Annotated in this window: 21 protein-coding genes and 1 pseudogene; 16 read left to right on the top strand and 6 right to left on the bottom strand. The window is 73.3% G+C overall.

The window, feature by feature from the left end:
- The first annotated feature begins 108 nt into the window (after nt 1-108).
- The 3 genes from ACQP0T_RS15260 (at nt 109) to ACQP0T_RS15250 (ending at nt 3,916) form a co-directional block, all read left to right on the top strand.
- The gene (locus ACQP0T_RS15260) at nt 109-900 is read left to right on the top strand and encodes an N-acyl homoserine lactonase family protein (RefSeq protein WP_345365850.1); all 792 of its coding nucleotides are present in this window, start codon (nt 109-111) and stop codon (nt 898-900) included.
- Between the two features lie 63 nt (nt 901-963).
- Nucleotides 964-2,406 carry a family 1 glycosylhydrolase gene (locus tag ACQP0T_RS15255; protein WP_433868667.1) on the top strand — a complete coding sequence of 481 codons (1,443 nt, stop codon included), beginning with the start codon at nt 964-966 and terminating at the stop codon, nt 2,404-2,406.
- Nucleotides 2,330-3,916: an FAD-binding protein gene (locus ACQP0T_RS15250; RefSeq protein WP_433873732.1), complete on the top strand. Its 1,587-nt coding sequence runs from the start codon at nt 2,330-2,332 to the stop codon at nt 3,914-3,916. The genes ACQP0T_RS15255 and ACQP0T_RS15250 overlap by 77 nt, the downstream gene beginning before the upstream one ends.
- 10 nt (nt 3,917-3,926) lie before the next feature.
- On the opposite strand, the gene ACQP0T_RS15245 is transcribed toward ACQP0T_RS15250, so the two are convergent.
- The 5 genes and pseudogenes from ACQP0T_RS15245 to ACQP0T_RS15225 form a co-directional block, all read right to left on the bottom strand.
- Nucleotides 3,927-4,409, bottom strand: coding sequence for a DUF1992 domain-containing protein (locus ACQP0T_RS15245; protein WP_433868666.1), 483 nt, complete (start codon nt 4,407-4,409; stop codon nt 3,927-3,929).
- Between the two features lie 51 nt (nt 4,410-4,460).
- Nucleotides 4,461-5,377, bottom strand: a pseudogene (locus ACQP0T_RS15240) (ribonuclease Z).
- 41 nt (nt 5,378-5,418) lie between these two features.
- Nucleotides 5,419-5,919, bottom strand: a complete 501-nt coding sequence (locus ACQP0T_RS15235; RefSeq protein ID WP_433868665.1) for a mycothiol transferase — start codon at nt 5,917-5,919, stop codon at nt 5,419-5,421.
- Nucleotides 5,920-5,979: 60 nt separating this feature from the next.
- Entirely contained in the window at nt 5,980-6,261 is a 282-nt protein-coding gene (locus tag ACQP0T_RS15230; RefSeq protein WP_345365863.1) for a metal-sensitive transcriptional regulator, read from the bottom strand.
- Between the two features lie 99 nt (nt 6,262-6,360).
- Complete coding sequence (locus ACQP0T_RS15225; RefSeq protein ID WP_433868664.1) at nt 6,361-6,606, bottom strand: DUF2630 family protein; 246 nt, start codon at nt 6,604-6,606, stop codon at nt 6,361-6,363.
- 172 nt (nt 6,607-6,778) lie between these two features.
- Here ACQP0T_RS15225 and ACQP0T_RS15220 point away from each other — a divergent pair, with 172 nt between their 5' ends.
- The 3 genes from ACQP0T_RS15220 to ACQP0T_RS15210 are packed head-to-tail and all read left to right on the top strand — an operon-like array spanning nt 6,779 to nt 9,836.
- Entirely contained in the window at nt 6,779-8,146 is a 1,368-nt protein-coding gene (locus ACQP0T_RS15220) for an ABC transporter substrate-binding protein (RefSeq protein ID WP_433868663.1), read from the top strand.
- On the top strand, nt 8,143-9,012 hold the full coding sequence (locus tag ACQP0T_RS15215) for a carbohydrate ABC transporter permease (protein WP_345365869.1): 870 nt from the start codon (nt 8,143-8,145) through the stop codon (nt 9,010-9,012). The genes ACQP0T_RS15220 and ACQP0T_RS15215 overlap by 4 nt, the downstream gene beginning before the upstream one ends.
- Nucleotides 9,009-9,836: a carbohydrate ABC transporter permease gene (locus ACQP0T_RS15210; protein WP_433868662.1), complete on the top strand. Its 828-nt coding sequence runs from the start codon at nt 9,009-9,011 to the stop codon at nt 9,834-9,836. The genes ACQP0T_RS15215 and ACQP0T_RS15210 overlap by 4 nt, the downstream gene beginning before the upstream one ends.
- Before the next feature lie 3 nt (nt 9,837-9,839).
- Here ACQP0T_RS15210 and ACQP0T_RS15205 read toward each other — a convergent pair whose 3' ends face one another.
- The gene (locus ACQP0T_RS15205) at nt 9,840-10,037 is read right to left on the bottom strand and encodes a hypothetical protein (RefSeq protein ID WP_433868661.1); all 198 of its coding nucleotides are present in this window, start codon (nt 10,035-10,037) and stop codon (nt 9,840-9,842) included.
- Between the two features lie 89 nt (nt 10,038-10,126).
- Here ACQP0T_RS15205 and ACQP0T_RS15200 point away from each other — a divergent pair, with 89 nt between their 5' ends.
- From ACQP0T_RS15200 to ACQP0T_RS15155, 10 genes are all read left to right on the top strand, one after another.
- The gene (locus ACQP0T_RS15200; RefSeq protein ID WP_433868660.1) at nt 10,127-11,323 is read left to right on the top strand and encodes a dipeptidase; all 1,197 of its coding nucleotides are present in this window, start codon (nt 10,127-10,129) and stop codon (nt 11,321-11,323) included.
- A gap of 77 nt (nt 11,324-11,400) precedes the next feature.
- Nucleotides 11,401-12,318 (top strand): oxygenase MpaB family protein, encoded by a 918-nt coding sequence (locus tag ACQP0T_RS15195; RefSeq protein WP_433868659.1) that lies wholly within the window; start codon nt 11,401-11,403, stop codon nt 12,316-12,318.
- 139 nt (nt 12,319-12,457) lie between these two features.
- Nucleotides 12,458-13,357 (top strand): squalene synthase HpnC, encoded by a 900-nt coding sequence (gene hpnC / locus ACQP0T_RS15190; protein ID WP_433868658.1) that lies wholly within the window; start codon nt 12,458-12,460, stop codon nt 13,355-13,357.
- Nucleotides 13,354-14,217 carry a presqualene diphosphate synthase HpnD gene (hpnD, locus tag ACQP0T_RS15185; protein WP_433868657.1) on the top strand — a complete coding sequence of 288 codons (864 nt, stop codon included), beginning with the start codon at nt 13,354-13,356 and terminating at the stop codon, nt 14,215-14,217. The genes hpnC and hpnD overlap by 4 nt, the downstream gene beginning before the upstream one ends.
- Nucleotides 14,214-15,575 carry a hydroxysqualene dehydroxylase HpnE gene (gene hpnE / locus ACQP0T_RS15180; RefSeq protein ID WP_433868656.1) on the top strand — a complete coding sequence of 454 codons (1,362 nt, stop codon included), beginning with the start codon at nt 14,214-14,216 and terminating at the stop codon, nt 15,573-15,575. Before hpnD ends, hpnE begins: the two co-directional genes overlap by 4 nt.
- The gene (locus ACQP0T_RS15175; protein WP_433868655.1) at nt 15,572-16,579 is read left to right on the top strand and encodes a polyprenyl synthetase family protein; all 1,008 of its coding nucleotides are present in this window, start codon (nt 15,572-15,574) and stop codon (nt 16,577-16,579) included. Before hpnE ends, ACQP0T_RS15175 begins: the two co-directional genes overlap by 4 nt.
- The gene (shc, locus tag ACQP0T_RS15170) at nt 16,576-18,489 is read left to right on the top strand and encodes a squalene--hopene cyclase (protein WP_433868654.1); all 1,914 of its coding nucleotides are present in this window, start codon (nt 16,576-16,578) and stop codon (nt 18,487-18,489) included. Before ACQP0T_RS15175 ends, shc begins: the two co-directional genes overlap by 4 nt.
- The gene (locus ACQP0T_RS15165) at nt 18,486-19,085 is read left to right on the top strand and encodes a hypothetical protein (RefSeq protein WP_433868653.1); all 600 of its coding nucleotides are present in this window, start codon (nt 18,486-18,488) and stop codon (nt 19,083-19,085) included. Before shc ends, ACQP0T_RS15165 begins: the two co-directional genes overlap by 4 nt.
- Nucleotides 19,085-20,086 carry an adenosyl-hopene transferase HpnH gene (gene hpnH / locus ACQP0T_RS15160; protein ID WP_345365891.1) on the top strand — a complete coding sequence of 334 codons (1,002 nt, stop codon included), beginning with the start codon at nt 19,085-19,087 and terminating at the stop codon, nt 20,084-20,086. Before ACQP0T_RS15165 ends, hpnH begins: the two co-directional genes overlap by 1 nt.
- Nucleotides 20,087-20,153: 67 nt before the next feature.
- On the top strand, nt 20,154-20,816 hold the full coding sequence (locus ACQP0T_RS15155) for a VC0807 family protein (protein ID WP_433868652.1): 663 nt from the start codon (nt 20,154-20,156) through the stop codon (nt 20,814-20,816).
- The last annotated feature ends 4 nt before the right edge of the window (nt 20,817-20,820 follow it).

Genomic DNA, 20,820 nt, shown 5'->3' with positions numbered 1-20,820 from the left:
CTGTGGCTTCAGTGCAGGTCGAAATCAATCCTCCATCGACCACCGACGAACCCCGCTGCGACAGCCGGGGGATTGCCGCGATCCGCCGCCGACCGGTACGACGGAGCGATGGCCGGACAGCACGAGGTGACGATCGTCCGCTGCGGAACCCGCGAGGTCACGCGCGGCGAGGTGTTCCTCAACCACCACCTCTACGGCGAACCGGACGGGCCGTTCACCGTCGACTACTTCTTCTGGGTCGTGCGGGGTGGGGAGCGGACCATCCTGGTCGACACCGGGTTCGACGCGGCGGTCGCCGCGGCGCGCGGGCGGACCGCGCTGGTCGATCCGGTGGCCGCGCTGCGGGAGCTGGGCATCGACCCGGCCGGGCGGCACGACGTGATCGTCACGCACGCGCACTGGGACCACATCGGGAACCTGCCCGCCCTGTCCGGCAGCCGCATCCTGATGTCGCGCAACGAGTACCGGTTCTGGAACTCCGCGATGGCCCGCCGCCCGCTGTTCGCGCACTTCGCCGAGGAGTCGGAGATCGCCCACCTGGCCGAGGCGCGCCGGGCGGGCCGGTTGGAGTTCGTGCCCAGCGGGTACTCGCCGGCGCCCGGGGTGACCGTGCTGGAGGTCGGCGGGCACACGCCGGGGCAGCTCGTGGTCCTGGTCGACACCGCCGAGGGCACCGTGCTGCTGGCCTCCGACGCGGTGCACTTCCACGAGGAGCTGGAGCGGGACATGCCCTTCCTCGCGGTGTCCGACCTGCCCGGGACCTACGCCGGCTACGACACCGTGCGCGAGCTGCTGGGGCAGCGGGCCCGCCACCTCGTCACCGGGCACGATCCCACGACCCTGGAGCGGTTCGGCGCCCGGCCGGAGCTGCTGGGCGGCAACGCCGCCCGGATCGGTTGACCTGCCCGACGCGCCGCGCCTCGGTCCCGCCGGTGCGGTCGCGGATGCGTAGCGTCCGGTCGCGTGACGGAATCGGTTGACGCGGACGCCGGATCGGCGCCGCTGCGTTTCGCGGTCGGCATCGAGGACACCTTCGTGCCGCACGAGTCCCCCGGGCATCGGCGGCTCGACGAGTACGAGCTGACCCAGCACTACCAGTTCTGGGAGCACGACCTGGAGCTGGTGGCCGAGTCCGGCGCGGGATCGCTGCGCTGGGGCGTGCCCTGGTACCGCGTGGAGCCGGAACCGGGCCGGTTCGAGTGGGACTGGGTGGACCGGGTGGTGGCCCGGCTGGCCGAGCTCGGCGTGGGCTGCATCGTCGACCTCGTGCACTACGGCACGCCGCTGTGGCTGGACAACGCCTTCCTGCACCCGGACTACCCGAAGCGGGTCGCCGAGTACGCGGTCGCCCTCGCCGAGCGGCACGGCGACGTGCTGCACGAGTGGACGCCGCTCAACGAGCCGGTGGTCAACGCCGAGCGCTGCGGGCAGGAGGGCGCCTGGCCGCCGTACCTGCGCGGCGACACCGGTTTCGCCGCGGTGCTGCTGCGGCTGGCCGAGGGGATCTGCCGAACCCAGGAGGCGCTGGCCGAGGTCCGCCCCGGTGCGTCGTTCGTGCACGTGGACGCGGGGTTGCGCTACACCGGGGAGCACGGTCGGCGGGAGTTCCTGGAGCACCGCCGGTTCCTCGGCCTGGACCTGGTGACCGGGGCGGTGCGCGACGGCCACCCGCTCGCCGCGTGGCTGTCGGCCGCGACCGGGGACGACGCCCGGCTGGCGTGGGTGCGCGACCACGCGGTCATCCCCGACGTGGTGGGCGTCAACTACTACCCGGCCTTCAGCACCACCGGGTTCGACGAGCACGGCGGCACCCACCCGGTCGAAGCCGGGACGGCGGGGCTGGCGGAGCTGCTGCGGCTGTACTGGGAGCGCTACCGGCTGCCCGTGATGGTGACCGAGACCAGCCGGGACGACACCGTCTCCGCGCGGCGGGAGTGGCTGGCCGACAGCGTCGCCTGCGTGCGGGAGCTGCGCGCCCAGGACGTGCCGGTGGTGGGTTACACCTGGTTCCCGTTCCTGGACATGGTCGCGTGGCGCTACCGGGAGTCCTCCGCGCCGCTGGAGGACTTCATGAACCGGATGGGGCTGGCCGGGCTGCACCGGGAGCCCGGCGGGGGAGCTTGCTGCGGCGGGCCACCGAGGCGCTCGACGACTTCCGCCGCCTCTCCGGCGGGTAGCGGACCGCCCGCCCCGCTGCTACTTTCCCGAGAGGAATTCACGTTCGCTCGCCGCGCGTGGAGGGCGGGCAGCCGTCGGCGGAGCGGAGCTGGCCATGCCCGGGTGGGACCACGAAGTCGACTTCCTGGTGGTGGGCAGCGGTGGCGGTGGGATGGCCGCCGCGCTGACCGCGGTCGACGCCGGGATGAGCGCCCTGATCGTCGAGAAGGCCCCGCACTTCGGCGGTAGCACCGCGCTGTCCGGCGGCGGGATCTGGATCCCGAACAACCCGACGCTGCGGGCGGCCGGGCTGCACGACAGCCGCGACTCGATCCGGGCCTACCTGCGCCGGCTCACCGAGGGCCGGGTGCCCGAAGCCCGCATCGACGCCTACGTCGACCGGGGCCCGGAACTGATGGCGCTGCTGGAGCGCAGCCGGTGGCTGGAATTCACCTGGGTCGAGGGCTACTCCGACTACCACCCGGAGTACGAGGGCGGTCGCCCGCGCGGGCGGTCGGTGGAGGCGCTGCCGCTGGACACCCGGGTGCTCGGCGAGCTGGAGGGCGACCAGCAGCCGCACGCCCTGACCGGGCCCCTCGGGCTGTGGGTGACCGCCGCCGACTACCACGACCTGGCGATGGCCACCCGCACCTGGCGCGGCCGTCGGGCCGTGGCGGTGGCGGCGTGGCGGGTCGCCTCCAACCTGGTGCGGCGGCGGCACATGGCCACCGGCGGGCGCGCCCTGTCCGCGCGGCTGCGGTTGGCGCTGCGCGATGCCGGGGTGCCGCTGCGGCTGCGCACGCCGATGCGCGGGCTGATCACCGAGGGCGGTGCGGTGACCGGGATCGAGGCCGAATCCGGCGGGCGACCGGTGCGGCTGCGCGGGCGCCGCGGCGTGCTGCTGGCCACCGGCGGCTTCGAGCACGATCCCGCGATGCGCGCCGAGCACCTGCCCGAAGGGGGCCGGGAGGACCGCAGCGCCGGAGCGGGGGAGAACACCGGCGACGGCATCCGGGCGGGGGCGGCGCACGGGGGCGCGCTGGACCTGATGGACGACGCGTGGTGGATGCCGTCGGTGCGCGAGCCGAGCGGTTCGCTGTTCCCGCTGGTGTCCGAGCGCGCGATGCCGCGGTCGCTGATCGTCTCGTCGGCGGGGTGCCGCTTCACCAACGAATCCGCGCCCTACGTCAACTTCGTGCACGACCAGCTCGCCGACGGCAACCTGCCCGCCTGGTTCGTGATGGACGCGACCGCCCGCGCCCGCTACCCGTTCGCCGGGGTGCTGCCCGGACGTCCCTTCCCGGCCGGGTACCACCGCGACGGCGTGGTGCACCGCGCCGCCGACCTCGGGGCGCTGGCCAGGTCGATCGGGGTGCCCGCCGAGGAACTGGTCCGCACCGTGGCGCGGTTCAACGGCATGGTCCGCGCCGGGCGGGACACCGATTTCGGGCGCGGCGAGAGCGCATACGACCACTACTACGGCGATCCCACGCTGCCGAACCCGAACCTGGACGTGCTCGACCGGCCGCCGTACTACGCGGTCCGCATCGAGGTCGGCGACCTCGGCACCAAAGGCGGGCTGGTCTGCGACGAGCACGGCCGGGTGCTGGATGCCGAGGGCGCGGCCCTGCCCGGCCTGTACGCCACCGGGAACACCTCGGCGTCGGTGATGGGGCGCGAGTACGCCGGGCCGGGCGCGACGATCGGCCCGGCGATGGTGTTCGGCCACCTGGCGGCCCGGCACGCGGCGGGCCGCTGATCCGCCGCGGTCAGCGGCGCCCGAGCACGCGCCGCCACCACGGCGCGCGGGTCGGGGCGGGCTCGGTGCCGGGTGCGGCGGCCGGGGCGGTCGGGACCGGCCGGGCGTCGCGCCAGCCGCGCACGACCTCCTCGGCGTCGACGGGGCCGATCACCACCGGCGGGCCGGACGGCGCCCGCAGGTGCTCGGCGATCCGGCGGTTGAGTTCGGCGACCGCGTCGCGGACGGCCCGTTCGGTGGGCAGCCCGGAGACCGTCTCGGGCAACCGCTGGACCTCCTTGCGCAGCCGCAGCGACGGCGGCAGCAGCGCCTCCCCGGAGAGACCTTCCCGCCGCAGGTAGCCCTTGATCCACCAGGCCTCGCCCTCGTCGCCGCGGGGCAGCGGCTTGCCCGCGCCGGGCAGGTCCTCGAAGTCGCCGCGCTCCTGCGCCTCCCGGATCTGCTTGTCGATCCAGGACTCGAAGCTGACCTCGGGCGGCTTGCGTTCGGTCATGCCCCCATCATCCAGGTCCGGGGCCCGGAGGGCGAGCATCCGGCGGGGACGTCAGCGCTCGCGGGCGGGCACCGGGATCCGCATCAGGTCCTCGGCGACCACGATCGCGCCGCCGAACACCGCCGCCGCTTCGTCGTGGAACCGGGCGGTGTCGGGGTAGCGCTGCGAGAAGTGGGTGAGCACGAGCGTGCGGACCCCGGACTCGGCGGCGATCCGCCCGGCCTGGGCGGCGGTGAGGTGCCGGTACTGCTCGGCGAGGCGGGCGTCCTCGGCCAGGAACGTCGCCTCGACCACCAGCAGGTCGGCGCCCTCGGCCAGGGCGAACGCGGCATCGCAGAGCCGGGTGTCCATGACGAAGGCGAACCGCTGGCCCGGGCGCGGCGCGCTCACCTCCGCCAGCGCGACGCGCTCGCCGTCGACCACGAGCTCCCCGGCGCGCCGCAGCTCGCCGACCCGGGGCCGGTGATGCCGCGGCTGCGCAAGCGGTCCGGCAGCATCCGGACCCCGTCCGGTTCCACCAGCCGGTAGCCGAAGGTCTCGATCCGGTGGTCCAGGCGGGCGGCGTGCAGCTCGCCGAAGCTCCCGGTGGCGATCAGCCCGTCCTCGCGCACCGGGCACTGCTCGAGCACCGCCGCGTCCTGGAACGGCGTGGCGTGCCGCAGCCGTTCGAAGTAGTGCTCGCCATCGGCCGGGTAGTGCGCCCGCACCGGATGGTCGACCTGGTCCAGGGACATCCGCTGGATCACGCCGGGGACGCCGAGGCAGTGGTCGCCGTGGAAGTGCGTCAGGCACAGGTGGTGGACGTCCTGGGCGCTGACCCCGGCGAACCGCATCTGGCGCTGGGTGCCCTCGCCCGGGTCGAACAGCAGTCCCACGCCGTCCCAGCGCAGCAGGTACCCGTTGTGGTTGCGCCGCCGGGTCGGCACCTGGCTCGCCGTCCCCAGCACCACGAGTTCGCGACCCGACACGCCCGCCACCCTAGCCGGTCACCAGCGGTGCTCGGCGTCGGTCAGTGGCCGCGCTCCAGCACGCCGCGCACGAACGCGGCTTGGCCGACGTGCTGCATGTCGTCGCCGACCACGCTGACCAACCGCACCCCGGCGGTCACCGGCGGGTCCCACGCGGGGTCGACGACCTCGTCCAGGTCGTCATCGGTGATCCCGGCGAGGTACTCGGCGGTGCGCTGGTGCACCGCGTCGTGGTACTCGGTGAGCAGCGCCACCCGGTCCACCCGCACGGCGGCGACGTCCTCCGGGGAGTCGCCGAACCCGGTGGCGTCCGCGGGCAGGCCGAAGCGCTCGTGGAACCGCGCCCAGGCCTGCTCCTGCTCGGCGAGTTCGGCGACGTGGTCGTCCTGCACCCGGGTCAGGTGCCACACCAGCCAGGCGATCGTGTTCGCCTCCGGGTCCACCCGGAACACCACGTCCTGCGGGGACAGCCCGTCGACGACCTCGTGCACGGTCTCGCGGATCCGGCTGAACGCGTCGAGGAGCACTTCGGGACCGGTCATCGCCCCACGATAGGACGCGGGGCGATCCTCAGCAGCGCGCCGCCGTGCAGGCGGGGGCCCTCACGACTTGACCAGCCGGGCGATGGCGTCGCTGGCTTCGCGGATCTTGGCCTCGGCGTCCTCGCCGCCCTCGCTCATCGCCTCGGCGACGCAGTGCTTGAGGTGCTCGTCGAGCAGGCCGAGCGCGACCGCCTGCAACGCCCGCGTGGTGGCCGAGACCTGGGTGAGCACGTCGATGCAGTACTCGTCGTTGTCGATCATCCTGGCCAGGCCGCGCACCTGCCCTTCGATGCGCCGCAGCCGCTTGGCGTAGTCGTCCTTGTCATGGGTGTAGCCGTGCATGGTCCCCTCCGCCCGGAGGCCGGGTCATCGCGTCGCCGGTCCACCTCCTTTGTACCCCAAGGGGGTATCAGACCGGTCTCGGCCACGTCCCGGGGGCGCTCACTGGCGGTAGTTCTGCACCTCGTGGGCCGGTCGGGGCTGCGCGGCGTCCGGGTCCGCGCCGAACTCCTGGCGGGCCCGGCGCTGCCGGAGCAGGTCCCAGCACTGGTCGAGCCGGCGTTCGATGGTCGCCAGCCGGTCCTGCTCGGTGGCGGGGTCCACCTGCCCGCGCTCGGTGCCCTCGCGCAGCCGGTGCTCCTCGTCGACCAGCGCGCCGATTCGTTCGAAGATGTCGTCCTCGGCCATGCGAATGCACTCCTCGCCCCGCGTCGGTCAGCGACCCGGCCAGTGTCCCCGCCCCGGTGGTGGCCCGCACGTGCACGGCCGGTGCCCGTTCGGGCCGTGCCACGGGTGCGCGCGGGGCGCTACTGCCGGATGGCGGTTGACGCCATGATCGTTGCGGCCTTGAATGCTCGCCATGCGAGGGAGCGGAGACGTGCGAGGCCGTCGTGCCGGGCTTGCGGTGGCCGTGGTGTCGCTGCTGCTCGCGCTGAGCGGATGTGCCGGAGCCGGGGCGCTCGGGGCGTCCGGGCGCACCCTGGTGATCGCCATCGTGTCGAACCCGCAGATGGAGGACGCGATCGCGCTGGCCGACCGGTTCGAGGAAGCGAACCCGGGCATCCGCCTGAAGTTCGTGTCGTTGCCGGAGAACCAGGCCCGCGCCAAGATCACCGCCTCCACCGCCACCCAGGGCGGGGAGTTCGACGTGGTGATGATCAGCAACTACGAGACGCGGGACTGGGCGGCCAACGGCTGGCTGGAGAACCTGCAGCCCTACGTCGACGGCGATCCCGCCTACGGCGGCGGCGACTTCATCCCGAGCATCCGCGAATCGCTGTCCTACCAGGGCTCGATGTACGCGGTGCCGTTCTACGGCGAATCGTCCTTCCTGGCCTACCGCAAGGACCTGTTCGCCGAAGCCGGGCTGACCATGCCCGAGCGGCCCACCTGGCCGCAGATCGCCGAGTTCGCCGCCCGCCTCGACGACCCCGAGTCCGGGGTCTCCGGGATCTGCCTGCGCGGCAAGCCCGGCTGGGGCGAGAACATGGCGCCGTTCACCACCGTGGCGCACACCTTCGGCGCCCGCTGGTTCGACGAGAACTGGAACGCGCGGCTGACCTCACCGGAGTTCCGGGCCGCGGCGCGGTTCTACGTCGACCTGGTCCGCGAGCACGGCCAGCCCGGGGCCTCCAGCGCGGGTTTCGCCGAGTGCGGCACGCGCTACGCGCAGGGCCAAGCCGCGATGTGGTACGACGCGACCTCGATGGTCAGCACCACCGAGGACCCGAGCAGCAGCGAGGTCGTCGGCAAGTCCGGCTACGCCCCGGCGCCGGTGCTGCGCACGCCCAACAGCGGGTGGCTCTACACCTGGTCGCTGGCCATCCCGAAGGTCACCGAGGACAAGGACGCCGCGTGGCGGTTCGTCCGCTGGATGACCAGCAAGGAGTTCGTGCACCAGGTCGGCGAGACCTTCGGCTGGAACCGGGTGCCGCCGGGGTGCCGACTGTCCACCTACGAGATCCCGGAGTACCGGCGCGCCGCCGAGGCCTACGCCGAACCCACGCTGCGGGGCATCGACCAGGCGTCCCAGCACAACAACATCAGCGCGCCGGTGCCCTACCGGGGCATCCAGTTCGTCGGCATCCCCGAGTTCCAGGACCTCGGCACCCGGGTCGGCCAGCAGCTCTCGGCCGCCATCGCGGGGCGGATCACCGTGGACGAGGCGTTGCGCCAGTCCCAGGAGTACGCCCGCACGGTCGGCGAGGCCTACCAGGAGGACCGATGAGCGCGATCGCGTGGCGCCGCCGCGCTCCGCTGCTGCCCGCGCTGGTGTTCACCATCGCGGTCACCCAGATCCCGTTCCTGCTCACCATCGTCTACTCGTTGCAGTCGTGGAACCTGGTCCGCCCCGGCTCGCAGCACTTCGTGGGCCTGGCCAACTACGTCGACGTCTTCGCCGACAGCCAGTTCCGCGGCGCGCTGTTCAACACGGTGGTGCTCACGGTCGGCTGCGTGTTCCTGTCGATGCTGCTGGGGCTCGGGTTCGCGCTGCTGCTCGACCGGGCGTTCCTCGGGCGCGGCGTGGTGCGCACCCTGCTGATCACGCCGTTCCTCATCCTGCCCGCCGCGGGCGCGCTGCTGTGGAAGACGACCATGTTCGACCCCACCTACGGGCTGCTCAACTTCGTGCTGGGCACCGAGGTCGACTGGCTGTCCCAGTTCCCGCTGGCCGCGGTGATGACCCAGATCATCTGGCAGTGGACGCCGTTCATGATGCTGCTGATCCTGGCCGGGTTGCAGGCCCAGTCCGCCGAAGTGCTGGAGGCCGCCCAGGTCGACGGGGCCGGGCGGTGGCGGGTGTTCATCGCGATCACGCTGCCGCAGCTCGCCCGCTACCTCCAGCTCGCCGCGCTGCTCGGCGCGATCTACATCGTCAACAGCTTCGACGCGGTGTACCTGATGACCCAGGGCGGGCCGGGCACGGCGAGCACGAACATGCCGTACTACATCTACCAACGCGCTTTCGAGGGCTTCGACGTCGGGCAGTCCTCGGCGATGGGAGTGGTGGTCGTGGTCCTGACGCTGATCGTGGCGACCTTCGCGCTGCGGTTGATGTTCCGCTCCTTCGGGGTCAGCGGGGCGACGCGGTGAGCCGCCGGAGCGGAACGCCGCTGGGCCGGGCCGCGCTGACCGGGGCGACCTGGCTGCTCGCGCTGGTGTTCGTCTTCCCGCTGATCTGGATGGTGCTCACGGCCTTCAAGCAGGAGTCCGAGGCCTCCACCGACCCGCCCACGCTGCTGTTCACCCCGACCCTGGACCAGTTCACCGCGATCGTCGACCGCGGGTTCCTGCCGTACCTGCTCAACTCCGCGTTCGTCTCGGTGACCTCGACGGCGTTCGTGCTGCTGCTGGGCGTGCCCGCGGCCTACGCGCTGTCGCTGGCGCCGATCCCGAACACCCGGGGCGCGCTCGGGTTCTTCCTGTCCACCAAGATGCTGCCGATCGTGGCGGCCATCATCCCGCTGTACGTGATCTCGCAGAACGTGCGGCTGCTGGACCACGTCTGGGCGCTGGTGGTGCTCTACACCGCGATGAACCTGCCGCTGGCGGTGTGGATGATGCGGTCGTTCTTCCTGGAGGTGCCCGGCGAGATGATCGAGGCGGGCCGGGTGGACGGCGCCGGCCTGCCGACCCTGCTGCGCCGGGTGATCCTGCCGGTGGTCGCACCGGGCATCGCCGCGACGGCGCTGGTGTGCCTGATCTTCTCGTGGACCGAGTTCTTCTACGCGGTCAACCTCACCGCGGCCCGCGCGGGCACCGTCCCGGTGTTCCTGGTCGGCTTCATCACCGGTGAGGGCCTGTTCTGGGCGCAGCTGTCGGCGGCGGCGGTGCTCGCCTCGCTGCCGGTGGTGGTGGTCGGTTGGATCGCGCAGAACCACCTGGTGCGGGGACTGTCGATGGGCGCGGTCAAGTGAGGCTCACCGCTCCACCGCGGGCCGGTCGCCGGGCAGCTCGCTGATCCGCCGGTCGATGTGCCGGTCGAGCTCGGCCAGCCGGGCCTGCAACGCGGCCTCGTGCCGCCGCGAGGCGCCCGGGAGCTGCGCGGCGAGGTGCCCGTACTCGGCGAGCAGCGTCGGCAGGTCGTTGTCGCCGGGTGGGCGCGGGATGACGTCCATCCCGCAATGGTGCGGTCCGGCCGGTGGTTCGTCGACTTGATCAGCGCGGACCCGCGGCGCGGTGATCGTTCCCGGCTATGCTCGGCGCGATGAACGGCACCACGACCAGCGCCCGGCGGGCGCGCGAGCTGCTGACCGACCACCCGGTGTTCGACGGCCACAACGACCTGCCGTGGGCGCTGCGGCAGCACTGCGGCTACGACCTCGACCGGTGCGACATCGCCGAGGACCGCTCGGCGGTGCTGCACACCGATCTGCCGCGGCTGCGGGCCGGCGGGGTCGGCGCCCAGTTCTGGTCCGTGTACGTGCCCGCCGAGCTGCGGGGCGACCGCGCGGTCAGCGCGACCCTGGAGCAGATCGACTGCGTCCGCGCCCTGCTGGACCGCTACCCGGGGACGCTGCGGCGGGCGTTGACCGCCGACGACGTGGTGGCCGCCCGCGCCGAGGGCCGCATCGCCTCGCTGATGGGCGCCGAGGGCGGTCACTCGATCGACTGCTCGTTGGCGACGCTGCGCGCGCTGCACGCGCTGGGCGTCCGCTACCTCACCCTCACCCACAACGACAACGTGCCGTGGGCCGACTCGGCCACCGACGTCCCCGCCGCCGGTGGGCTGACCCGCTTCGGCGTCGAGGTCGTCCGGGAGATGAACCGCACCGGGATGCTGGTCGACCTCTCGCACGTCGCGCCCGCCACCATGCGCGACGCGCTGGCGGCCACCCGCGCCCCGGTGCTCTTCTCGCACTCCTCGGCCCGCGCGGTCTGCGACCACCCGCGCAACGTGCCCGACGACGTGCTGGCGGAGCTGGCCACCAACGGGGGCGTGGCGATGGCGACGTTCGTGCCGCAGTTCGTGCTGCCGGCCGCGGTCGAGTGGTCGGCAGCGGCCGAAGCGCACCTGCGCGAGCGGGGCCTCGACCCCGCCGCCGAGAGCCCGGAGGTCGACGCCGCCCGTCGCGCCTACGCCGCGGCGCACCCGCGCCCGGTGGCGACCCCCGCCACCGTCGCCGACCACCTCGACCACATGCGCGAGGTCGCCGGGATCGACCACGTCGGCATCGGCGGCGACTACGACGGCGTCGCGTTCACCCCGGCCGGTCTCGACGACGTCTCCGGCTACCCGAACCTGCTCGCCGAACTGCTGGACCGGCGCTGGTCGGAAACCGACCTGGCGAAGCTGACCTGGCACAACGCCCTGCGGGTGCTGGGCGAGGCGGAGCGCACCGCCGCCGCGCTGGGCGAACGCGAACAGCCCTCGACGGCGACGATCGAGGAGCTCGACGGCTGACCCGGGGCGTCAGCCTGCCGGGCGATCGCGGGCCGTGATCGTTGCCGGGGCGCGGGCGCGCTGGCACCCTTCACCGGGTGGGCGAGAGCGAACGCTTCGCGCGGCTGCGCCGCATCCTGGCACTGGACGCCGATCGCGACTGCGAGGAGATCTTCCGGCTGCTCGCCGAGCACGAGTTCCCGTGGGACATCGGCAAGGCGCTGGAGTTCGCGCTGTTCCGCACCTACGCCGTCCCGGCCGTCGGCAGGCTGCTCGACCGCACCGGCGAGTTCGTCCGCTGCCCGCAGCGCCGCTACGACGACACCACGCTGCTGCTCTACGAGATCTTCCACTCCGGACCCAGCGGCGCGCGCGGCCGGGAGGCGCTGGCGCGGCTCAACGCCATCCACGGGCGCTACCGGATCAGCAACGCCGACCACCTCTACACGCTGTCCACCTTCGTGGTGACGCCGACGCGCTGGCTCGACCGCTACGGCTGGCGGCGCCTGCACCCGCACGAGGTCCGCGCGCTGACCAACACCATGCGGCGGATGGGCGAGGGGATGGGCATCACCGGCATCCCGGAGGACCACGCCGGGTTCGTCCGGCTGTTCGACGACTACGAGCGCGACCACTTCGGCTTCCACCCCGGCGGGCGCCGGGTCGCCGAGGCCACCCTGGCGCTGTTCGCCTCCTGGTACCCGCGCCCGCTGCGCCCGGCCGTCGTCCGGGCCGCGCGGTGCGCGATGGAACCGCACCTGCTGGCCGCGTTCGGCTTCCCGGAACCCGCCCCGCTCGGCCGCGCGCTCGTCGACCGCGCGCTGCGCACCCGGGCCGCCCTGGTGCGCCTCGGCCCGGTGCGGCCGGACTCCCGCCCGGCCGCGCCCGTGCCGCTGTCCTACCCGGACGGGTACCGGATCGGCGACCTCGGTCCGGCGTCCTCGCGCCGAACCCGCCGGGAGGGCGGTCGTACCGGGCGCGAGCACCCGGACCAGTGCCGGGCGGGTCCACAGTGATCGTCCGAAAGGGACGCCGCTGATCGAACGTCCGCGCGAGGGACCCGAATCCTGACCTTCTCGGCCTGCGACCGCACTGCCGTGCTCATACGATGCCGGTTGCGCCTCCTGGTCGTCGGATGGAGGAGGGTCCATGGTCATGTCGCTGCCCGAACACGCGCTGTCGGGCGACGATCCCGAGCCCCCGGATGCGCCGCGGTCGGCGGACCTGCCCCGCGGTGAGGCGGTGCTCGCCCGGATGCGGACGGAGAACTTCCCGGTCGCCTCGCGGATGCTGCCGCAGGGGGTGCGGGAGCACCTGCACGCCCTCTACGGCTACTTCCGCCTCATCGACTACGCGGGCGACGAGGCGCCCGGGCCGCGCGCCGAACTCCTGGACCTGCTGGAGAACGACCTCAAACGGGTGTACCAGGGGACCGCGCGGGTGCCGGTGCTCCAGGCGTTGACGCCCACCGTGGCGGAGTGCGGCATCCCCTTCGAGGTGCTGGTGAAGCTGATCGAGGCGAACCGGCGGGACCAGCGGGTGCTGCGCTGCGAGACCTTCGACGAGCTGATGGACTACTGCGCGCTGTCGGCGGATCCGGTCGGCGAATCGGTGCTGCACGTCTTCGGCCGGGCCGAGCCCGCGCTGGTGGCCATGTCCAACCGGATCTGCAGCGCGCTGCAGGTCTTGGAGCACTGCCAGGACATCGGGGAGGACCTCCGGCAGGGGCGGGTCTACCTGCCCGCCGAGGACCTGCGGCGCTTCGGGTGCACCGACGAGGACCTGGCCGCCGACCGCGCGAGCACCCGGCTGCGCGGGCTGGTGCGCTTCGAGGTGCGCCGGGCCCGCCGGATGCTCGACTCCGGCGCGCCGCTGATCAGCCAACTGCCCAACCTGGGGCGGATCGCGGTCTCCGGCTACGTGGCAGGGGGACGGGCCACCGCCGCGGCCTTCGCCCGCGCGGATTTCGACCCGCTGGGCGTCGACGTCCGCCCGAGCAAGTCGCGGACCTTCGCCGAGTGGGCTCGGCTCTACGTGTTGGGGGGTTCACGGTGAGGACGACGGACAGGCTCCGCGCCGCGTACGCGGAGTGCGAGCGGATCACCCGCGCCCAGGCGCGCAACTTCTCCTACGGGATCCGGCTGCTGCCGGGGCCGAAGCGGCGCGCGTTGTCGGCGGTCTACGCCTTCGCCCGCCGGGTCGACGACATCGGCGACGGCGACCTGCCGACCGAGGACAAGCTCCGCGAGCTCAAGCAGGCCCGGTCGGCGGTGCACGCGGCCGGTTCCGACCCGCACGACCCGGTGCTGCTCGCGCTGGCCGACTCCGCCGAGTCGATGCCGCTGCCGATGGTGGCCTTCGACGAGCTCATCGACGGCTGCGAGGCCGATGGGCGCGGCGTGACCTACCGGACCTTCGACGAACTGGTGCACTACTGCCGGTGCGTCGCCGGGTCGATCGGGCGGCTGTCGCTGGGCGTGTTCGGCGCCACCGACCACGCCATCGCGCAACCGAGGGCCGACGCGCTGGGCGTGGCGTTGCAGCTCACCAACATCCTGCGCGACGTCCGGGAGGACCAGCTCGCCGGCCGCGTGTACCTGCCCACCGAGGACCTGGCCACCTTCGGCGTCCGGCTGGAGCCCGGCGGCGGCGACGTCGGCGACCCGGACCAGTGGGACGCCCTGATCCGGTTCCAGGCGCACCGGGCGGAGTACTGGTACACCGAGGGGCTCCGGCTGCTGCCCATGCTGGACCGCCGCAGCCGCGCCTGCTGTGCCTCGATGGCCGGGATCTATCGCGAAATGCTCGGTCGCATCGTCGCCGACCCGCACCAGGCGCTGCACCGGCGCACCTCGCTGCCGACCTGGACCAAGGTCGAGGTCGCGGCGCGGTCGCTGGCCGGGATCGCCCCGTGAACCGGGGCAGCGTGCTGGTGGTCGGCGGTGGTCTGGCCGGCATCACCGCCGCGCTGGACTGCGCGTCCGCCGGGTTCCGGGTCTCGCTGCTGGAGGCGCGTCCGCGGCTGGGCGGTGCCACCTACTCGTTCCGGCGCGGCGAACTGGTCGTCGACACCGGACAGCACGTGCTGCTGCGGTGCTACACCGAGTACCTCGGGTTGCTGGACCGGCTCGGCGTCGGCGACGCGGTGCCGGTCCAGCACCGGCTGCACGTCCCGGTGCTCGCGCCGCAGCGACGGCCGACCGCGCTGCGCCGCTGGGCGCTGCCCGCACCGGCGCACCTGCTGCCCGCGCTGCTGGGTTACCGGGCGCTGCCCGCGGCCGAGCGCGCCGGGGTCGCCCGCACCGCGCTGCTGCTGCGCCACCTCGACCCGGACGACCGGGCCCTCGACGCGCTGAGCCTGGGGGAGTGGCTGCGCGCTCGGGGCGAGTCGCACCGCACCATCGAGGCGCTGTGGGGGCTGCTCGCGGTGGCCGCGCTCAACGCCGAACCGGACGAGGCGTCGATGATGCTGGCCGCCAAGGTGTTCCGCACCGGCGTGCTGGACCGCGCGGCCAGCGCCGACATCGGCGTCCCGCGCCGGTCCCTCGGGGAGCTGCACGGCGAGGCCGGGCTGCGCGCGCTGGAAGCGGCGGGCGTGGCGGTGCGCACCCGGTGCAAGGCGCGCGGAATCCGCCGCTGGGGTGAGGGGTTCCGCGTCGCGGTGCAGGACTCCGGCGGTGCGTCCACCGTGGACGTCGACTCGGTGGTGCTGGCCGTCCCGCACCCCGCGGCCGCCGCCCTGGTGGCCGATCTGCCGGTCCCGGAAGCCGCCTCGTGGTCCCGGCTGTCCTCGGCGCCGATCCTCAACGTCCACGTGCACTACGACCGGAAGGTCACCGGGCGGGCGATGGCCGCGGCGCTGGACTCGCCGGTGCAGTGGGTCTTCGATCGCACCTCGATCTCCGGGGTGGAGCGGGGCCAGTACCTCGCGCTGTCGCAGTCCGCGGCGCACGACCACATCCACCTGCGCACCGAACGGCTCCGGGAGCTCTTCCTGCCCGCCTTGGTCGAGCTGTTCCCCGCGGCGCGGCGGGCCGAGGTGCTGGACTTCTTCGTCACCCGCGAACCGCGCGCAACCTTCCGCCAGGCACCGGGCACGGCGGCGCTGCGGCCGCCGACCCGGACCCGGGTGCCCGGGCTGGTGCTGGCCGGGGCGTGGACGGCGACCGGTTGGCCGGACACCACCGAAGGCGCGGTGCGCAGCGGGGCGCGCGCCGCCGAGGTCGTCGACCTGGACCAGCGAGCACGACACGGCGTGGAGGTGACGGCATGACCTCAGTCCTGCCACCCGCCCTGGAGGCGGGCCGCGAGCTCGTCGAACCCGCGCTGCGCAAGGCCGTGGCGCGGCTGGACGCCGACACCAGGCAGGTGTGCGAGTACCACTTCGGCTGGAGCAACGCCGACGGTTCCCCGGCGGGCGGGGGCGGCAAGGCGCTGCGCCCGGCGCTGGTCCTGCTGTCCGGTCGCGTCGTCGCGGGCGACCCCGACGACGTGCTCGCCCCGGCCGCGGCCGTGGAGCTGGTGCACAACTTCTCGCTGCTGCACGACGACGTGATGGACGGCGACACCGAGCGGCGGCACCGGCCGACCGCCTGGACGGTCTTCGGGCGCTCCCCCGCACTGCTGGCGGGCGACGCGCTGCTGGCGCTGTCCACCGACGTGCTGCTGGATCCCGCCACCGCGCACGCCGCCGCCGCGGTGCGCGCGCTGTCCGGCGCGACCCGCGAGCTCATCGCCGGGCAGGCCGCCGACCTGGATTTCGAGGAGCGCACCGAGGTCGCGCTCGCCGAGTGCCTGCGGATGGTCCACGACAAGACGGCGTCGCTGCTGGGCTGCTCGACCGCCCTCGGGGCCTGCTTCCTCGGCGCGCCGGGGGAGACCGTGCGGCGGCTGCACGCCTTCGGCACCGAGCTCGGGATGGCCTTCCAGCTCGTCGACGACCTGCTCGGGCTGTGGGGCGACCCGCAGGTCACCGGCAAACCGGTGCTCGCCGACCTGCGCGCCCGCAAGAAGTCGGTCCCGGTGGTGCACGCGCTGGTCTCCGGCGGCGCGGCGGCGCGGCGGCTGCGCGAGCTCTACGCCCAGCCGGAGGCGCTCACCGAGGACCAGCTCGAGGAGGCGGCCGAGGCCGTGCGGGAGTCGGGCTCCGAGGAGTGGACCCGCGCCGAATGCGCCCGGCGGCTCGACCGCGCGCACCAGCAGCTCCCCGAAGGCGATCCCGACGCCGTCCGATCGCTCACCGAACTCGCCGAGTTCATCGTACGGAGGCAACATTGACCGATCAGCTACAGCAGCCGGCGACCACGACCACCGAGGTCACCGACGTCCACCAGGCGGTGATGGCCGCTCGCGAGCACTTCCTGTCCCTCCAGCACCCGGAGGGCTGGTGGAAGGGCGAGCTGGAGACCAACGTGACGATGGACGTGGAGGACCTGCTGCTGCGGCAGTTCCTCGGCATCCGCACGGACACCGAGACCGAGGAGGCCGCGCGGTGGATCCGGTCCCAGCAGCGCGCCGACGGCACCTGGGCCAATTTCCGCGGCGGACCCGGCGACCTGTCGACCACCGTCGAGGCCTACGCGGCGCTCAAGCTCGCCGGTGACGACGTCGAGGCCGACCACATGGTCACCGCCCGGCGTTGGATCCTGGCCAACGGCGGGCTGGAGGGCACCCGGGTGTTCACCCGGATCTGGCTGGCGCTGTTCGGCGAGTGGTCGTGGGACGAACTTCCCGCGATGCCACCGGAAATGACCCTGCTGCCCGCGTGGTTCCCGTTCAACGTCGCGGACTGGGGGTGCTGGGCGCGGCAGACCGTGGTGCCGCTGACCGTGGTGTGCACGCTGCGGCCACGCCGCCGCCTGGGCATCACCGTTCGGGAGCTGCGCACCGGCCGGGCGCGGCCGAAGCTCCGTCCGCAGTGGAGCACCGGATACGCCTTCCAGGTGCTCGACAAGGGCCTGCACGTCTACCACCGGCGAGCGCTGCGCGGGCTGCGCCGCTACGCGATGCGCCACGCCGCCGAGTGGATCGTGGCCCGGCAGGAGGCCGACGGGTCGTGGGGCGGGATCCAGCCGCCGTGGGTGTACTCGCTGCTGGCGCTGCACCTGCTCGGCTACCCGCTGGACCACCCGGTGCTGCGCGAAGGGCTGGCCGGGCTCGACCGGTTCCTGGTCCGCGAGCAGACCGCGCAGGGCCCGGTGCGGCGGATGGAGGCCTGCCAGTCCCCGGTGTGGGACACCGTGCTGGGGATGCTCGCGCTGCGCGACGCCGACCTGCCCGCCGACCACCCCGCGCTGCGCCGCGCCACCGACTACGTGCTCGGCGAGGAGATCCGGGTCAAGGGCGACTGGTCGGTGCGGCGCCCGGACCTGCCCGCCGGTGGCGCGTGGGCGTTCGAGTTCGACAACGACAACTACCCGGACATCGACGACACCGCCGAGGTGCTGCTCGCGCTCGACCGGGTGGTGCACCCCGACCGCGCGGCGGTGCGCAGCGCGATCCGCCGGGGCACCCGCTGGCTGCGGGGGATGCAGTCGCGCGACGGCGGCTGGGCCGCCTTCGACGCCGACAACACCCGCACGACGCTGCGGAAGCTGCCGTTCTGCGACTTCGGCGAGGTGATCGACCCGCCGTCCGCGGACGTCACCGCGCACGTGGTGGAGGCGCTGGCGGTGCTGGGGCGAACCGAGGACCAGGCGGTGCGCCGGGGAGTGCGGTGGCTGCTGGACAACCAGGAGGAAGCCGGTTCCTGGTTCGGCCGCTGGGGTGCCAACCACCTCTACGGCACCGGCGCGGTGGTCCCCGCCCTGGTGCGCGCCGGGCTGCCCACCGACCACCCGGCGCTGTGCCGCGCGGTGCGGTGGGTCGAGGAGCACCAGAACGCCGACGGCGGCTGGGGCGAGGACCTGCGGTCCTATCGGGACCCGGCCTGGATCGGCCGGGGCGACTCCACCCCGTCCCAGACCGGCTGGGCGCTGATGGCGCTGCTGGCCGTCGGCAGGCACGACACCGACGCGGTCCGCCGCGGCGTGGAGTTCCTGGCCGCGTCCCAGCGGCCCGACGGCGGCTGGGACGAACCGCAGTTCACCGGCACCGGTTTCCCCGGCGACTTCTACATCAACTACCACCTGTACCGGGTGATCTTCCCGCTCACCGCGCTCGGCCGGTACCAGCGGGCGGCGGGATGAGCGGCGCCGACCTGCTGGTGTGCGCGCCGCTGCGGCTGGAGGCGCGGGCGCTGCGCGCGGGGTTCGGGCCTCGGGTGCGGCGTACCGGCTGCGGCCCGCGGCGCAGCGCCGAGTGGGCCACCGCGCACGCCGCGGACGACTTCGACGCGTTGCTGATCGCCGGCCTGGCGGGCGGCACCGCGCGCTGGGTCCACCCCGGCGACGTCGTGGTCGCCGACGAGATCCGGGGGCCGCGCGGCACCACGACCTGCTCCCGGGCCCCGGCGCTGGCCGAGGCGCTGCGTTGGTCCGGGCTGCGGGTGCACCTGGGGCCGGTGCGCTCGGCGGCCCGCCTGGCGGTCGGGGCGCGGCGAACCGCGCTCGCCCGGGAAGGGGTGCTGGCCGCCGACCTGGAGTCGGCGTGGCTCGCCGAGGCGGCGGGCGACCGGCCGGTGGCCGCGGTGCGGGTCGTGGTCGATGCCGTCCGACGGCCGCTGCCGAGCCCGGGCACGCCCGTCCGCGCGCTGCGCGCGCTGTCCCGGCTGCGCGAGCTCGCGCCGGGCCTGCACGCGTGGCGCCTGCAGCTCAACGTCCAGTCGAACGAGGAGGTGTCCTGATGGGCATTCCGGTGCGCCAGGCGATGCGCGTGGGCGCGTACCTGCTCAAGCAGAAGATCGCCAGGAGGGAGAAGTACGCCCTCACCCTCGAGCTCGAACCGCTGTTCGCCTGCAACCTGGCCTGCGCCGGCTGCGGCAAGATCCAGCACCCGGCCAGCGAGCTCAAGAAGCGGATGCCGGTCGAGCAGGCCGTCGCCGCGGTCGAGGAGTGCGGCGCCCCCGTGGTCTCCATCGCGGGCGGCGAGCCGCTGATGCACCCCGAGATCGAGGTCATCGTCGAGGAGCTGATCAAGCGCAAGAAGTTCGTCTACCTGTGCACCAACGCGCTGCTCATCCCGCGCAAGCTGGACAAGTTCCGGCCGTCGCCGTTCTTCTCCTGGGCCGTGCACATCGACGGACTCGAGGAGCGCCACGACGAGTCGGTCTGCAAGGAGGGCGTGTTCGCCGAAGCGGTGGCCAACATCAAGGAAGTGCAGCGGCGCGGGTTCCGGGTGACCACGAACAGCACTTTCTTCACGCACGACACACCCACCTCGGTGGTCGAGGTGCTCGACTTCCTCAACAACGACCTCAAGGTCGACCGGATGATGCTCTCGCCCGCCTACGCCTACGACAAGGCGCCGGACCAGGACCACTTCATGGGGGTGACCGAGACCCGCGAGCTGTTCCGCAAGGTCTTCGCCGACGGCCGCCGCCGCAAGTGGCGATTCAATCACTCACCCCTCTTCCTGGACTTCCTGGAAGGTAAGGTGGACTACGAGTGCACGGCGTGGGCAATCCCGTCCTACTCGCTGTACGGGTGGCAGCGACCCTGCTACCTCATGTCGGACGGGTACGCGCAGAGCTACCGCGAGCTCGTCGAGGACACCGATTGGGAGTCCTACGGTCGCGGACGGGACTCCCGCTGCGCCAATTGCATGGCACACTGTGGATACGAGCCGACCGCGGTCCTGGCGACGCTGGGCTCCCTGAAGGAGTCGATCCGTGCGATGCGCGGGTAGTGCTGAAGGTCGTGCCGCCGGAGAACCCGACCCACGGTCGCGGCGAGAGCCGGACCGCGAGGAATCGATGGACACGAATCAGCTGACCGTGCAGTTGCACGGCCTGCCGACCCACCTGTGGCACGCGGCCAAGCACTTGGTCGAGACGGTGCTGGCGCCGCTGCTGCTGTTCTACGCGCTGTTCCAGGTCACGGACTTCACCGGCGGCCTGCTGGCGGCGCTGGGCTGGGTGGTCGCCGCCCTGGTGTTCCGCTTCTCCATCGGGGCGAAGATCCCGATGGTCCTGTGGCTGACGGCCGCGGTGCTCGTGGTGCGGACGGGACTCGGGTTCGCCACCGGGAGCACGTTCGTCTACTTCCTGGAACCGAGCGTGCAGAACTTCCTGCTGGCGGCGGCGCTGCTGGTGTCGGTGCCGTTCGAACGGACGTTCCTCGCGAAGCTGGCCGCCGATTTCTGCGTGCTCCCGCCCGAGCTGACCGGGCACGTCCGGGTCCAGCGCTTCTTCCGCCGCGTCTCGCTGCTGTGGGCGCTGGTGTTCACCGTCAACGGGCTGACGACGCTGTGGGTGCTGGGCCAGGCCACCCTGGAGCACTTCATGCTGGTCAGCACCGTGGGCTCGTTCGCGCTGGTGGCGCTAGCCGCCGTGGCCTCGCTGGTGTGGTTCCGCCGGGAGCTGCGCGGCGAGGGCATCCGGCTCAGCTTCGGCAAGCCCGCCGCCGCGGCGGCCTGAGCCC

The sequence above is a fragment of the Saccharopolyspora sp. CA-218241 genome (genome assembly GCF_050954615.1).
In the GTDB taxonomy this organism is placed as follows: Bacteria; Actinomycetota; Actinomycetes; order Mycobacteriales; family Pseudonocardiaceae; genus Saccharopolyspora; species Saccharopolyspora cebuensis.
This window is presented reverse-complemented; position numbering and strand designations above follow the sequence as displayed.

Excerpts from the sequence above, each read along its gene's own strand:
- ACQP0T_RS15260 (WP_345365850.1), top strand. The coding sequence starts at position 109 with ATGGCCGGACAGCACGAGGTGACGATCGTCCGCTGCGGAACCCGCGAG.
- ACQP0T_RS15250 (WP_433873732.1), top strand. The coding sequence starts at position 2,330 with ATGGCCGCCGCGCTGACCGCGGTCGACGCCGGGATGAGCGCCCTGATC.
- ACQP0T_RS15245 (WP_433868666.1), bottom strand. The coding sequence starts at position 4,409 with ATGACCGAACGCAAGCCGCCCGAGGTCAGCTTCGAGTCCTGGATCGAC.
- ACQP0T_RS15235 (WP_433868665.1), bottom strand. The coding sequence starts at position 5,919 with ATGACCGGTCCCGAAGTGCTCCTCGACGCGTTCAGCCGGATCCGCGAG.
- ACQP0T_RS15230 (WP_345365863.1), bottom strand. The coding sequence starts at position 6,261 with ATGCACGGCTACACCCATGACAAGGACGACTACGCCAAGCGGCTGCGG.
- ACQP0T_RS15225 (WP_433868664.1), bottom strand. The coding sequence starts at position 6,606 with ATGGCCGAGGACGACATCTTCGAACGAATCGGCGCGCTGGTCGACGAG.
- ACQP0T_RS15220 (WP_433868663.1), top strand. The coding sequence starts at position 6,779 with ATGCGAGGGAGCGGAGACGTGCGAGGCCGTCGTGCCGGGCTTGCGGTG.
- ACQP0T_RS15215 (WP_345365869.1), top strand. The coding sequence starts at position 8,143 with ATGAGCGCGATCGCGTGGCGCCGCCGCGCTCCGCTGCTGCCCGCGCTG.
- ACQP0T_RS15205 (WP_433868661.1), bottom strand. The coding sequence starts at position 10,037 with ATGGACGTCATCCCGCGCCCACCCGGCGACAACGACCTGCCGACGCTG.
- ACQP0T_RS15200 (WP_433868660.1), top strand. The coding sequence starts at position 10,127 with ATGAACGGCACCACGACCAGCGCCCGGCGGGCGCGCGAGCTGCTGACC.
- hpnC (WP_433868658.1), top strand. The coding sequence starts at position 12,458 with ATGTCGCTGCCCGAACACGCGCTGTCGGGCGACGATCCCGAGCCCCCG.
- ACQP0T_RS15175 (WP_433868655.1), top strand. The coding sequence starts at position 15,572 with ATGACCTCAGTCCTGCCACCCGCCCTGGAGGCGGGCCGCGAGCTCGTC.
- ACQP0T_RS15165 (WP_433868653.1), top strand. The coding sequence starts at position 18,486 with ATGAGCGGCGCCGACCTGCTGGTGTGCGCGCCGCTGCGGCTGGAGGCG.
- hpnH (WP_345365891.1), top strand. The coding sequence starts at position 19,085 with ATGGGCATTCCGGTGCGCCAGGCGATGCGCGTGGGCGCGTACCTGCTC.
- ACQP0T_RS15155 (WP_433868652.1), top strand. The coding sequence starts at position 20,154 with ATGGACACGAATCAGCTGACCGTGCAGTTGCACGGCCTGCCGACCCAC.